The organism is Citrobacter sp. S46_ASV_140, from assembly GCF_018919545.1.
GTDB lineage: Bacteria > Pseudomonadota > Gammaproteobacteria > Enterobacterales > Enterobacteriaceae > Citrobacter > Citrobacter braakii.
In genome coordinates, this window is sequence record NZ_JAHLRC010000094.1 from 1 (window position 1) to 13,673 (window position 13,673).

11 protein-coding genes and 1 pseudogene are annotated in these 13,673 nt (G+C 53.9%); 2 read left to right on the forward strand and 10 right to left on the reverse strand.

The window, feature by feature from the left end:
• Window positions 1-145 (forward strand): annotated as a pseudogene (glpQ, locus tag KQJ19_RS18335) (glycerophosphodiester phosphodiesterase); the annotation flags it as partial.
• Window positions 146-317: 172 nt separating this feature from the next.
• Here glpQ and yfaE read toward each other — a convergent pair.
• The 4 genes from yfaE to ubiG all read right to left on the reverse strand — a co-directional run bounded on the left by yfaE (window position 318) and on the right by ubiG (window position 5,272).
• Window positions 318-572 carry a ferredoxin-like diferric-tyrosyl radical cofactor maintenance protein YfaE gene (gene yfaE / locus KQJ19_RS18340; protein ID WP_016153800.1) on the reverse strand — a complete coding sequence of 85 codons (255 nt, stop codon included), beginning with the start codon at window positions 570-572 and terminating at the stop codon, window positions 318-320.
• A complete protein-coding gene (nrdB, locus tag KQJ19_RS18345; RefSeq protein WP_181627186.1) occupies window positions 572-1,702 on the reverse strand; it encodes a class Ia ribonucleoside-diphosphate reductase subunit beta in 1,131 nt (376 codons plus the stop codon). Before nrdB ends, yfaE begins: the two co-directional genes overlap by 1 nt.
• A 112-nt stretch (window positions 1,703-1,814) precedes the next feature.
• Complete coding sequence (nrdA, locus tag KQJ19_RS18350; RefSeq protein ID WP_016153798.1) at window positions 1,815-4,100, reverse strand: class 1a ribonucleoside-diphosphate reductase subunit alpha; 2,286 nt, start codon at window positions 4,098-4,100, stop codon at window positions 1,815-1,817.
• Between the two features lie 443 nt (window positions 4,101-4,543).
• Window positions 4,544-5,272, reverse strand: a complete 729-nt coding sequence (gene ubiG, locus KQJ19_RS18355; protein WP_016157023.1) for a bifunctional 2-polyprenyl-6-hydroxyphenol methylase/3-demethylubiquinol 3-O-methyltransferase UbiG — start codon at window positions 5,270-5,272, stop codon at window positions 4,544-4,546.
• A 158-nt stretch (window positions 5,273-5,430) separates the two neighbouring features.
• On the opposite strand from ubiG, the gene gyrA reads away from it, so the two are divergent.
• Window positions 5,431-8,067, forward strand: coding sequence for a DNA topoisomerase (ATP-hydrolyzing) subunit A (gene gyrA / locus KQJ19_RS18360; protein ID WP_016153796.1), 2,637 nt, complete (start codon window positions 5,431-5,433; stop codon window positions 8,065-8,067).
• Between the two features lie 43 nt (window positions 8,068-8,110).
• Here gyrA and KQJ19_RS18365 read toward each other — a convergent pair whose 3' ends face one another.
• The 6 genes from KQJ19_RS18365 to KQJ19_RS18390 all read right to left on the reverse strand — a co-directional run.
• Entirely contained in the window at window positions 8,111-9,295 is a 1,185-nt protein-coding gene (locus tag KQJ19_RS18365) for an acetyl-CoA C-acetyltransferase (RefSeq protein WP_216403955.1), read from the reverse strand.
• Window positions 9,296-9,325: 30 nt separating this feature from the next.
• Window positions 9,326-10,648 carry a TIGR00366 family protein gene (locus tag KQJ19_RS18370; protein ID WP_016153794.1) on the reverse strand — a complete coding sequence of 441 codons (1,323 nt, stop codon included), beginning with the start codon at window positions 10,646-10,648 and terminating at the stop codon, window positions 9,326-9,328.
• Window positions 10,645-11,295 (reverse strand): 3-oxoacid CoA-transferase subunit B, encoded by a 651-nt coding sequence (locus KQJ19_RS18375; RefSeq protein ID WP_016157021.1) that lies wholly within the window; start codon window positions 11,293-11,295, stop codon window positions 10,645-10,647. The genes KQJ19_RS18370 and KQJ19_RS18375 overlap by 4 nt, the downstream gene beginning before the upstream one ends.
• Window positions 11,296-11,297: 2 nt before the next feature.
• Entirely contained in the window at window positions 11,298-11,957 is a 660-nt protein-coding gene (gene atoD, locus KQJ19_RS18380; protein ID WP_016157020.1) for an acetate CoA-transferase subunit alpha, read from the reverse strand.
• Window positions 11,958-12,156: 199 nt separating this feature from the next.
• On the reverse strand, window positions 12,157-13,542 hold the full coding sequence (atoC, locus tag KQJ19_RS18385) for an acetoacetate metabolism transcriptional regulator AtoC (protein WP_049268993.1): 1,386 nt from the start codon (window positions 13,540-13,542) through the stop codon (window positions 12,157-12,159).
• On the reverse strand, window positions 13,539-13,673 hold a 135-nt coding region (locus tag KQJ19_RS18390), incomplete at its 5' end, for an ATP-binding protein (RefSeq protein WP_253296376.1). The genes KQJ19_RS18390 and atoC, both read right to left, overlap by 4 nt.

The window sequence follows — 13,673 nt, forward strand, 5'->3', positions numbered from 1 at the left end:
TCCTTATACCGTTCGTGCCGATCAGCTGCCGGATTACACCACTGACGTAAACCAGCTGTATGACATTCTGTATAACAAGGCGGGCGTTGACGGGCTGTTCACCGACTTCCCCGACAAAGCAGTGACATTCCTGAATAAAGAGTAATGGCACAAGGTCTGTGATGCACCTCCGGTCACAGGCCTGGTTGGATCAAACGTTATTAACGGCTAGATAAGGCCGTCTGCCGTCAACGTGGCCATACCTGCCTCCAGGAGAAATAAAGAGCTGCCGTCCATCGGCGGCTCTTTTTTAGTCGTAATTTTTATCCCGCCACGCGTTACAGCTCTATTTCAATATCGCCTTTGGCCCGACAGCAGCAGGGCAAAATTTCACCTGGCTGAATGAAGGCCAGAGGTTCGGCAATCCAGTCGACCTGTCCCGCTACCAGACGGGTACGGCAGGAGCCGCAATAACCTGCGCGGCACTGGTATTCAACTTCAACATTGTGCGATTCGAGCGCGGCAAGCAGGGAAGGGTGTTCATCCTGGCACAGCAGTTGTGTGCCAGAGATGCGCAGAGTAACGCGGCCCATCAGAGCTGGAAGTTACTCAGGTCGTCGGTATCGACTTCCGAATCGATCTGGCCGACCAGGTAAGAGCTGACTTCCACTTCCTGCGGCGCAACCTGCACGTTATCAGACACCAGCCAGGTGTTGATCCATGGGATTGGGTTAGAGCGGGTCTGGAACGGCAAGTCGAGTCCGACAGCCTGCATGCGGATGTTGGTGATGTACTCAACGTACTGGCACAGAATGTCTTTGTTCAGGCCAATCATTGAGCCGTCACGGAACAGATAATCCGCCCACTCTTTTTCCTGCAGCGCAGCCTGTACGAACAGGTCGTAACATTCTTGTTTACACTCTTCGGCGATTTCCGCCATTTCCGGATCGTCCACGCCGCTGCGCAGCAGGTTCAGCATATGCTGGGTCCCGGTCAAATGCAGGGCTTCATCGCGGGCGATCAGGCGAATAATTTTCGCGTTGCCTTCCATCAGTTCACGTTCGGCGAAGGCGAAGGAGCAGGCGAAGCTGACGTAGAAGCGGATCGCTTCCAGCGCGTTCACGCTCATCAGGCACAGATACAGCTTCTTCTTCAGTTCACGCAGGCTTACGACAACCGTTTTACCGTTAACGGTATGCGTGCCTTCGCCCAGCAAATGCCAGTAGCTGGTCATCTCAATCAATTCGTCGTAATAGCTGGAAATACCTTCCGCGCGTTTCTGGATCTGCTCGTTGGTGACGATGTCATCAAACACCACCGCCGGATCGTTCACGATGTTACGAATGATGTGGGTGTAGGAACGGGAGTGGATCGTTTCTGAAAACGCCCATGTTTCCACCCAGGTTTCCAGCTCAGGGATCGAGATTAACGGCAGCAGCGCCACGTTCGGGCTACGTCCCTGAATGGAGTCCAGCAGCGTCTGATATTTCAGGTTGCTGATGAAGATATGCTTTTCATGCTCCGGCAGCGCCTGGTAGTCGATGCGATCGCGAGAAACATCAACTTCTTCCGGACGCCAGAAGAAAGAGAGCTGCTTTTCGATCAGTTTTTCGAAGATGTCATATTTTTGCTGATCGTAGCGGGCGACGTTCACCGGCTGGCCGAAGAACATCGGTTCCAGAAGTTGGTTATTTTTCGTCTGTGAAAAAGTGGTGTATGCCATTGATGTGAATCCTTTGTGGGATGAGTGCCGGATGGCGTTACAAGCACCCTTTCCGGCCTACAAACCAAGCTACTGTAGGCCGGGTGAGCCTGGTGCCACCCGGCATCGTTCATCAGATCTTACATGCGCCGCTTTCGCAGCCATCGTCCTGAATGGACGGCACCAGATCGTCCTGAGAATCTTCCGCACCGTCACGGGTGTTTTGATAATACAGCGTTTTGACACCAAATTTGTAGGCGGTGAGCAGGTCTTTCAGTAACTGCTGCATCGGTACTTTTCCGGATGGGAAGCGCGACGGATCATAGTTGGTGTTGGCGGAAATCGACTGATCGATAAATTTCTGCATGATACCTACCAGCTGCAAATAGCCATCGTTGTTCGGCATTTCCCACAGCAGTTCGTACGCGTCGTGCAGGTGTTCGTAGTCCGGCACGACCTGGCGCAGAATACCGTCTTTCGACGCTTTGATGCTCACATAGCCGCGCGGTGGTTCAATACCGTTGGTGGCGTTAGAGATCTGCGAAGAGGTCTCCGATGGCATCAGGGCTGACAGCGTGGAGTTACGCAGACCGTGCGTTTTGATGGATTCGCGCAGTTGTTCCCAGTCCAGATGCAGCGGCTCGTTGACAATAGCATCGAGATCTTTTTTATAGGTATCGATCGGCAGAATACCTTTGGAGTAGGTCGTTTCGTTAAACCACGGGCACGCGCCTTGCTCTTTCGCCAGCTCGTTAGAGGCTTTCATCAGGTAATACTGAATGGCTTCAAAGGTTTTGTGAGTCAGGTTGTTCGCGCTGCCGTCAGAATAACGCTTACCGTTTTTCGCCAGCCAGTAGGCGTAGTTGATCACGCCAATACCCAGCGTACGGCGACCCATCGCGCCGCGTTTGGCGGCAGGAATCGGATAATCCTGATAATCGAGCAGCGCATCCAGCGCGCGCACCGCCAATTCGGCCAGCTCTTCCAGCTCGTCCAGGCTGTTGATAGCACCGAGGTTAAATGCGGACAGCGTACACAGCGCAATTTCGCCGTTTTCGTCGTTAACGTCGGTCAGCGGTTTGGTCGGCAGGGCGATTTCCAGGCACAGGTTAGACTGGCGCACCGGAGCGACAATTGGATCAAACGGGCTATGGGTGTTGCAGTGGTCAACGTTCTGAATATAGATACGCCCGGTAGAGGCACGTTCCTGCATCATCAGTGAGAACAGCTCAACGGCTTTCACGCGTTGCTTGCGGATACTGTCGTCGTTTTCATATTTGGTGTACAGACGTTCGAATTCGTCCTGGTCAGCGAAGAACGCATCATACAGGCCTGGAACGTCGGACGGGCTGAACAGCGTGATGTCGCCGCCCTTCAGCAGACGGGTGTACATCAGTTTGTTGATCTGTACGCCGTAGTCCATGTGACGCACGCGGTTGCCTTCGACGCCACGGTTGTTTTTCAGGACCAGCAGGCTTTCAACTTCCAGGTGCCACATTGGGTAGAACAGCGTTGCAGCACCGCCGCGTACGCCGCCCTGGGAGCAGGATTTTACCGCGGTCTGGAAGTGCTTGTAGAACGGAATACAACCGGTGTGGAACGCTTCACCGCCGCGGATCGGGCTACCCAGCGCACGGATGCGACCGGCGTTGATACCGATGCCGGCGCGCTGGGAAACGTATTTCACAATCGCGCTGGAGGTGGCGTTGATGGAGTCCAGGCTGTCGCCGCACTCGATCAGTACGCAGGAGCTGAACTGACGGGTAGGGGTGCGCACGCCGGACATAATCGGCGTCGGCAGCGAAATTTTAAACGTAGAAACGGCGTCGTAGAAACGTTTTACGTATTGCAGACGCGTTTCACGCGGATAGTTAGAGAACAGGCAGGCCGCTACCAGAATGTAGAGGAACTGCGCGCTTTCATAAATCTCACCGGTAACACGGTTTTGTACCAAGTATTTACCTTCTAACTGCTTCACCGCAGCGTAGGAGAAGGTCATATCACGGTCGTGTACGATGAACGAGTCCATCTGCTTGAACTCTTCTTCCGTGTAGTCTTCCAGCAGATGATTGTCGTATTTGCCCATTTCAACCATTTTCACGACATGGTCGAACAGTTTCGGCGGTTCAAACTCGCCGTAGGCTTTTTTGCGCAGATGGAAAATCGCCAGGCGAGCAGCCAGGTACTGATAATCCGGTGCCTCGCGGGAGATCAGGTCGGCGGCAGCTTTGATGATTGTTTCATGGATATCGGATGTCTTGATACCGTCATAAAACTGAATGTGGGAGCGCAACTCGACCTGAGAAATCGATACGTTATTCAGTCCTTCTGCCGCCCAATCCAGAACTCGGTGGATTTTGTCGAGATTGATGCGCTCTGTACTACCATCACGCTTTGTCACCAGCAGACTCTGATTCATGTGGTTTTTTACCTGTCCGTGAAAGAAAAAATATCCCCCATATTATCCACAAAGTCATGTTGTGACTAAGTCTGTGGATAAATACTATATGTAGGGGTTGTTTGATAAAGTAGACGCTATATGGTGAGTATTCTAGTAGGGATTCTTTTCAGTACAAGAGTTGATTTTGAGGTTAAATTGAGGTTGCAAAAGGGTAATAATCGCTAAGTGCGCGTCTTATAAGGCCTGGCGAGGATGTCAATAATTGAGAAAAAAAATAGAAAATTTGATCGAGTGCTGATTTCTTCATCTAAGGCAAGGTAAGTTCTTATGACCTGGCGCAAAAATTGCCCTGACGATCCTACTCAGGATTGGTAGGCGATGCGCAGGCCCGAAAGCTGCGCACTATCAGGTACGGTGCCGGATTGCGGCGTTGCACGCCTTATCCGGCCGGGTGGAGGGGGTTAATCTGCTTGCGCGGTAGTGTGTAGCATATAGTTCACATCAACGCCGGGGCCGAGTTTAAAACTGTTGGTGATCGGGTTGTAGTGCAGGCCGGTCATATGACGCTCTTTCAGCACGGTCTGGTCAACCCACTCTAACAGTTCAGCCGGCTTAATGAATTTTTTCACATCATGCGTGCCTTTCGGCACCATACGCAAAATATATTCCGCGCCGACCACCGCCATTAGCCAGGATTTGCCGTTGCGATTAAGCGTGGAGAAAAACACTTCGCCGCCCGGTTTGACCAGTCTGGCGCAGGCCCTGACCACCGACTGCGGGTCCGGTACGTGCTCCAGCATTTCCATGCAGGTCACAACGTCATACTGATGCGCATGTTTTTCCGCATGTTCTTCAACCGTTTCTTGAACGTATTCCACCTGGATGCCACTCTCCAGCGCATGCAGTTTTGCTACCTGTAACGGTTCAAAGCCCATGTCCAGCCCGGTGACGGTTGCGCCCTCGCGCGCCATGCTTTCCGCCAGAATGCCGCCGCCGCAGCCGACGTCGAGTACCTTTTTACCAAACAGGCCGCCTGAGCGCTCCGTGATATAGCCCAGGCGCAGTGGGTTAATACGGTGCAGTGGCTTAAATTCACCCTCAAGATCCCACCAGCGTGACGCGACTGCTTCAAACTTGGCAATTTCTTCCTGATCAACGTTGTGAGTTACCGGAGGTTTTTCGGCATTCATTGGGGCTTCTACTCCTAAATTTGCGATGCAAATGAGTATATCAGCCTGACGGGATGAATAAAGCCTCTGTCAGGGGGAATCCATTTACCTGAATCTGCACGGATGTGTTATAATTTGCGACCTTTGAATCCGGGATACAGTAGAGGGATAGCGGTTAGATGAGCGACCTTGCGAGAGAAATTACACCGGTCAACATTGAGGAAGAGCTGAAGAGCTCCTATCTGGATTATGCGATGTCGGTCATTGTTGGCCGTGCGCTGCCGGACGTCCGAGATGGCCTGAAGCCGGTTCACCGTCGCGTACTTTACGCCATGAACGTATTGGGCAACGACTGGAATAAAGCCTATAAAAAATCTGCCCGTGTCGTTGGTGACGTAATCGGTAAATACCACCCTCATGGTGATACCGCCGTTTACGACACCATTGTTCGTATGGCACAGCCATTCTCCTTGCGTTACATGCTGGTAGATGGTCAGGGTAACTTTGGTTCTGTCGATGGCGACTCCGCAGCGGCGATGCGTTATACGGAAATCCGTATGTCGAAAATCGCCCATGAGCTGATGGCTGACCTGGAAAAAGAAACGGTGGATTTCGTCGATAACTACGACGGCACCGAACAAATTCCTGACGTCATGCCAACCAAAATTCCTAACCTGCTGGTGAACGGCTCGTCCGGTATCGCGGTAGGTATGGCGACCAACATTCCGCCGCACAACCTGACGGAAGTGATCAACGGCTGCCTGGCATACATTGACGATGAAGACATCAGCATTGAAGGGCTGATGGAACATATTCCGGGTCCGGACTTCCCGACCGCCGCGATCATCAACGGTCGTCGTGGTATTGAAGAAGCCTACCGTACCGGCCGTGGCAAGGTGTACATTCGCGCACGCGCGGAAGTCGAAGCGGATGCCAAAACTGGCCGTGAAACCATCATCGTCCATGAAATTCCGTATCAGGTGAACAAAGCGCGCCTGATCGAGAAAATCGCCGAGCTGGTAAAAGACAAACGCGTTGAAGGTATCAGCGCGCTGCGTGACGAGTCTGACAAAGACGGTATGCGCATCGTGATTGAAGTGAAACGCGACGCAGTCGGGGAAGTGGTTCTGAACAACCTTTACTCCCAGACCCAACTGCAGGTTTCTTTCGGTATCAACATGGTTGCGTTGCACCATGGACAGCCGAAAATCATGAACCTGAAAGATATTATTGCTGCGTTTGTACGTCACCGCCGTGAAGTCGTAACCCGCCGTACTATCTTTGAACTGCGTAAAGCCCGCGACCGTGCGCACATCCTTGAAGCACTGGCGATTGCGCTGGCGAACATCGATCCGATCATCGAACTGATCCGCCGTGCGCCGACCCCGGCAGAAGCGAAAGCAGCGCTGGTCGCGCGTTCGTGGGAGCTGGGTAACGTTTCTGCCATGCTGGAACGTGCCGGCGATGATGCCGCGCGTCCTGAATGGCTGGAACCGGAATTTGGCGTGCGTGACGGTCAGTACTACCTGACTGAACAGCAGGCCCAGGCCATTCTGGATCTGCGTTTGCAGAAACTGACCGGCCTTGAGCACGAAAAACTGCTCGACGAATACAAAGAGCTGCTGGAGCAGATCGCTGAACTGCTGCACATTCTGGGCAGCGCCGATCGTCTGATGGAAGTCATCCGTGAAGAGATGGAGCTGATTCGTGAACAGTTCGGCGACGCACGTCGGACCGAAATCACCGCGAACAGCGCTGACATCAACATCGAAGATCTGATTAGCCAGGAAGATGTTGTCGTGACCTTGTCTCATCAGGGCTACGTGAAATATCAGCCGTTAACCGATTACGAAGCGCAGCGTCGTGGCGGTAAAGGCAAATCTGCAGCACGAATTAAAGAAGAAGACTTTATCGACCGCCTGCTGGTGGCCAACACCCATGACACGATCCTCTGCTTCTCCAGCCGCGGTCGTTTGTACTGGATGAAGGTTTATCAGTTGCCGGAAGCAAGCCGTGGTGCGCGTGGACGTCCTATCGTCAACCTGCTGCCACTGGAAGCTAACGAACGTATCACCGCAATTCTGCCAGTACGTGAGTACGAAGAAGGCGTCAACGTCTTCATGGCAACCGCCAGCGGTACCGTGAAGAAAACAGCGCTGACCGAGTTCAGCCGTCCGCGTTCTGCCGGTATCATTGCGGTTAACCTGAACGAAGGCGATGAGCTGATTGGCGTTGACCTGACGTCTGGTAGTGACGAAGTTATGCTGTTCTCTGCTGCCGGTAAAGTGGTGCGCTTCAAAGAAGGGGCTGTTCGTCCGATGGGACGTACCGCGACCGGCGTACGCGGTATCAAACTGGCGGAAAGCGACAGCGTGGTATCGCTGATCGTTCCGCGCGGTGAAGGTGCTATCCTCACCGTTACCCAGAACGGCTACGGTAAACGTACGGCGGCGGAAGAGTATCCGACCAAGTCTCGTGCGACCCAGGGCGTTATCTCCATCAAAGTCACCGAGCGCAACGGTTCCGTTGTCGGCGCAGTGCAGGTTGAAGATACCGATCAGATCATGATGATCACCGATGCAGGTACGCTGGTGCGTACTCGCGTGTCGGAAATCAGCGTGGTAGGACGTAACACCCAGGGCGTGATCCTCATCCGTACTGCGGAAGATGAAAACGTTGTGGGTCTGCAACGCGTTGCTGAACCGGTTGATGATGAAGAGCTCGACTCCATCGACGGTAGCGCTGCTGAAGGGGACGAGGATATCGCGCCTGAAGCGGAAAGCGATGACGATGCAGCGGACGACGCTGAAGAGTAATTAAGACGTGATAAAAAGGGCCGGAAATATCCGGCCCTTTTTTTTAATTCATTCGCTCCACTATCATCGCAATGCCCTGACCGCCGCCGATGCACAACGTGGCCAGTCCAAGCGTTTGATCCCGTGCCTGTAGCGCATGCAGCAGCGTCACCAGTATTCGCGCGCCGCTGGCGCCGATAGGGTGTCCCAGCGCAATTGCCCCACCGTTGACGTTAACCTTTTGCGGATCAAACCCCAGCGTTTTACCAACGGCAAGAAACTGAGCAGCAAATGCCTCGTTAGCTTCGATCAGATCGATATCAGAAAGCTGTAAGCCGCTCAGTTGCAGTGCCTTCAGCGTGGCGGGAACCGGCCCCATCCCCATCATCGCCGGTGCTACGCCGCCACTGGCCCAGGCTTTGATCCGCGCCAATGGCTTCAGCCCAGCCTCCAGTGCTGCGGACTCTTCCATTATCACTAATGCCGCTGCACCGTCGTTGATCCCCGAGGCGTTACCTGCGGTGACGGTTCCTGCTTTATCGAAGGCTGGACGCAATGCGGCGAGGCCTGCTGCCGTCGAGTCAGCTTTGGGGAATTCGTCACGCTCAACGATGATGGTTTTTTTCCGTGATGACACGCTGACGGGCACGATTTCAGCCTCAAATGTGCCAGACTCGATTGCGGCAACGGCTTTACGCTGCGACTGCAGAGCCAGTTCGTCCTGCATTTCGCGGCTGATGCCATACTCTTTGGCAACATTTTCTGCAGTGATCCCCATGTGGTAACCATGCTCGGCGCAGATCAGGCCATCGCGCAGAATCACGTCGGACAATTGCCCGTCACCGAGGCGATAGCCCCAGCGGGCTTTTGCGTCTAACAGGTAGGGGGCCAGGCTCATGTTTTCCATCCCACCCGCGACGATCGCCTGGGCTTGTCCGGCCTTGATAGCGAGGGCGGCAAGCGCCACGCTTTTCAGGCCAGAGCCGCACACTTTGTTGACGGTAAAGCCGCAAACGGTGTCGGACAGGCCGCTTTTTAATAATGCCTGACGCGCTGGGTTTTGCCCGAGTCCTGACTGCAGCACGTTGCCCATAATCACCTCGTCCACGCGCTGTGGGTCAAGGTGCGCGCGTTCAAGAGCGGCTCTAATGACGATTGATCCAAGCTCGACGGCACCCGTAGTTGCCAGTGCGCCGTTAAAACTGCCGATTGCGGTACGTGCCGCGCTGACGATGACACAGTTTTTCATTTTTCAGTTCCTTTAATTAAGTTGTTGCCGTCAGAACAAGGTCAATCCAATAACAAAAATGACGCCGGAGAAGAGCAGGGCGGTGATGCAGTAGCCCATAATGTCGCGTACTCCGAGACCGGCGATGGCCAGCGCGGGTAGCGCCCAGAACGGTTGTGCCATGTTCATCCACTGCTCACCGTAGGCGATGGCCATGACTGATTTGCCAAGATCGGCACCCAGCGCCTGAGCGGCAGGCATGACGAACGGTCCCTGAATAACCCAATGGCCACCGCCGGATGGCACGGCAAAGTTAATCAGTGCTGAACTGAAGAAAGTCATCAGTGGGAAGGTATCTTTGTTGGCAACGTTGATGAAAAATTCAGTAATGAGCCCACCGAGACCGGAGTGCTCCATCATCAACTGAATGCCGGCATAGAAGGGGAATTGCACCAGAATCCCGGCGGTACTGCGTGCCGCAGCACTAACGGCACGCATATAGGCCATCGGCGTTTTGTGCAGCAGCAGACCGGCAATCATAAACATCAGGTTGACGGTATTGATGGTGATGTTGAAACCTTTCTCGGCAAAGTAGATACCCAGATAGGCAATCCCTAATGCACCGATGATCAGCGCCAGAATGCGGCTCTCTTCCAGTTTTTCAGATGGCGGCGCATCTGGCGGCAGTTTCTTCTGAAAATCAGCTTCTTCCAGTAACAGTTTCGGATCGATGCTCACCACATCTGAAGGTTTTGGCGTCATCATCCGGGTGATAAACGGCATCACCACAATCAGGCCGAGCGTGATGAAAATATTGAAGCCGGTGAACAGGGTATCCGCGACAGGAATGAGGCCCGCTACGTGCTCGACCGGGTTGCCAGGCGTTGCCGCCAGCAAAGGCATTGAGCCGGAGAAGCCGCCGCCCCAGGTCAGGAACCCGATGTAGGCGCAGGCAATCAGTAACGGATAATCGGAACCCGGTACCCGACGAGCAACTTCGCGGGCGAACATCGCCCCGACCACCAGACCAAATCCCCAGTTAATAACGCAGGCAACTGAACCAAAAAAAGTCACCAGCATGACGCCCTGAGCGGGGGTTTTGGCGGCGGATGCCGCCGTACGCAGCAGGCTTTTCACCGGCCCGGAACTGGCTAACGCATGGCCGGTTACGATGATCAGCGCCATCTGCATACCAAACGCCAGCAGGTTCCAGAAACCGTCACCCCAGAATTTCACCATGCTGATGGGGGTCTGCGGCGTTAACCACAGCGCGATGCCAAAGGTCAGCAACGTTAATAACATGGCGAAAATCAGTGGGTCGGGCAGCCAGCGGCTGACTACCCGTGTCATAAAGCGAGCGATGCGGCCAATCATGCGTCACCTCGCAGGATGCGCAGATCGTCGGCAATTTCAAACTGTGCTTCGGTTTTTTCACATAGCGTGGCGATGTCGCATCCTTCGACGATTTCAGTCAGCCACATCTTGCCATCTATAAAGCGGAATACAGCCAGCTCGGTGACCAGCATATGCACAGCATGCTGCGCGGTGAGCGGCATGGTGCATTGACGCAGGATTTTTGCGGAGCCGTCTTTTGCGCAATGCTCCATGGCGATAATGACTTTACGCGCACCGGTCACCAGATCCATTGCGCCCCCCATGCCGGGCACCATCTTGCCGGGAACCACCCAGTTGGCGAGGTTTGCCTGCTCATCGACCTGCAACCCGCCAAGCACACAGGCATCAACATGACCGCCGCGAATCAACGCGAACGACATGGCGCTATCAAACATCGCCGCGCCCGGCAAAATACCGCACGGTTGGCCGCCCGCGTTCACCAGGTCAGGATGGGCGGTGGTGACTGGGCCCAGCCCCAGAAAACCGTTCTCAGATTGCAGCGTAATGTGAATATCAGCAGGTAAGTAGTTGGCTACCATCGTTGGCAGGCCGATACCTAAGTTGACGATATCGCCATCGCGAAGTTCTTGCGCCACCCGGCGCGCAATACGTTGTTTAGCATCCATGATTAGCTCTCCTGTGGAATGACGATATGGTCGATAACGGCGCCGGGGGTCACAATCTGGTCAGGCTGTAGCTCCCCTGTTTCAACCATTTCGTCCGGTTCGACCAGCGTGATATCAGCGGCGAGGGCAATCAGAGGGTTAAAGTTACGGGCGCTGAGCTGGTAGGTGAGGTTGCCAAGCATGTCAGAACGGTGGGCGCGAATAAGCGCTAAATCGGCGCGTAATGGGCGTTCAAGCAGCCAGGTTTTACCCTCAAGCGTCATGGTTTGCTTGCCTTCTTCCACGATGGTGCCAACGCCAGTGGGGGTCAGAAAGCCGCCAAGACCCGCGCCGCCGCAGCGAATCTGCTCGATCAGGGTACCTTGCGGAACCAGCTGTACATCCATCTCGCCGGCAATCATGCGACGACCGGTTTCCGGGTTTGTACCAATGTGCGAGGCAATCACTTTGCTCACCCGCCCATTGACGATCAGGGGGCCGATACCGGTATCGACAAAGGCGGTATCGTTAGCAATTAGCGTCAGATCCCTGACGCCGGACTCCAGCAGGGCTTCAACCAGACGAGGTGGTGTGCCAACGCCCATAAAACCACCGACCATGATGGTCATGCCGTCACGAAAGAAGCCCGCAGCGTCTTGTAAGGTAATCAGTTTTGTTTTCATTATGTTTCCCTTTTTGCATACTCCATTTTGGGTACGCTCAGGGAATTGCAAGCAAGGTGCCAGAATGACTAAAGAAACGTATTAATGTTTAGTTTATTGAATTTATTGGTTTATTTTTGTGGTCCTGGTGAAAGGAGACCACGAGGGGTTATGCAGAATTTTGCGCAGTGTGCAAAATTCTGCATAGCAAATTTGCGTATCAGGAACCCGATGGGTCGATGCCGTACTCTTGTAATTTATACATTAAAGCGCGACGGCTAATTCCCAGCATCAGCGCCGTGCGGGTGCGATTGCCGTCCTGATTGTCGAGGACTTCGAGGATAATTCGTTTTTCCTCACGCTTAATCTCTTCTTTCAGATTGCGTTCCCCGGAGTAAGTCGGTTTTGCCTCTGTTGTGGCGCTCACCGGGTTGCGCAACGGATCGGGGAGATCGTCGGCAAAGATCACCGCGCCGGTATTCATAACGACTGCACGTTCGATGACGTTTGACAGTTCGCGAATGTTACCGGGCCAGGGCCAGGCGGTGAGGATCGACATCGCCGTCGGGTCGATCTCGATAATATCCCGCTGATTTTCAGAGCTGAATTTTTGTAAAAAGTGGTTTGCTAATAAGGCAATATCTTCACGACGCTCGCGTAAGGGCGGCAAAGTCAGATGGATAACGTTGAGCCGGTAAAACAGGTCTTCGCGAAACGTTCCTTCCTTCACCATCGTTTGCAGACAGCGGTTGGTGGCGGCGACGATTCGAATGTCAACGCGAATGGTCTGGTGCCCGCCGATGCGTTCAAACTCCCTCTCCTGCAAAATGCGCAGCAGCTTGGCCTGCAGCACCAGCGGCATCTCGCCAATTTCATCAAGCAATAAAGTTCCCTGATGAGCGCGTTCGAACAATCCCTGGCGTAATGTCTGTGCCCCGGTAAACGCGCCTTTTTCGTGACCAAATAGCTCGCTTTCCAACAACGACTCCGGCAGGGCCGCGCAGTTAATTTTGATAAAGGGGCCATTGGCGCGTTTGCTGTTGTAGTGAATGGCGCGGGCGATCAGCTCTTTTCCTGTACCACTTTCACCGCTAATCAACACGTTTGCCTGGGAGAGGGCGATTTTCGCCGTGTCTTTACAGATATCCATCATACGCGGGCTGGTGGTCAGAATATGTCCCCACTGCCAGCTGGTGGTCAACGCTTTATGCAGATTGCGGATTTCCTGTTTCATCTCCTGCAGTTGCAATGCGCGTTGAATCACCATGCTTAGCTCGTCGAGATCAAAGGGCTTAATCACGTAGTCGAATGCGCCGCTACGTAAAGCTTCTACTGCGGTTTCTACTTCAGCGTAAGCGGTCATCAGAATGACGGGGATCCGTGGTTGCTGCGTGCGCATAACTTTCAGCGCGTCGATACCGTCCATCTCCGGCATGCGAATGTCCATCAGTACCACGTCTGGCTGCGTTTCGCTAAACAGGCTCAGTGCGGCTTTCCCGTCGCTGGCGCAATGTGTCTCATGCCCTTGCAGGGAAAATGCGGTGGCAAGCATACGGCGAACATTTTCTTCATCATCAACGATGAGAATACGATAGGTCGTTTTCATTCTGACGGATTTCCCTGCGGGTTAAGAGGTAAAATCAGAGTGAATATCGCCCCGCAGCCAGGCTGGCTGGTTACGTGGATATCCCCCTGATGCGCGTTGATGATGCGCTGGCTCAGCGCCAGTCCAAGACC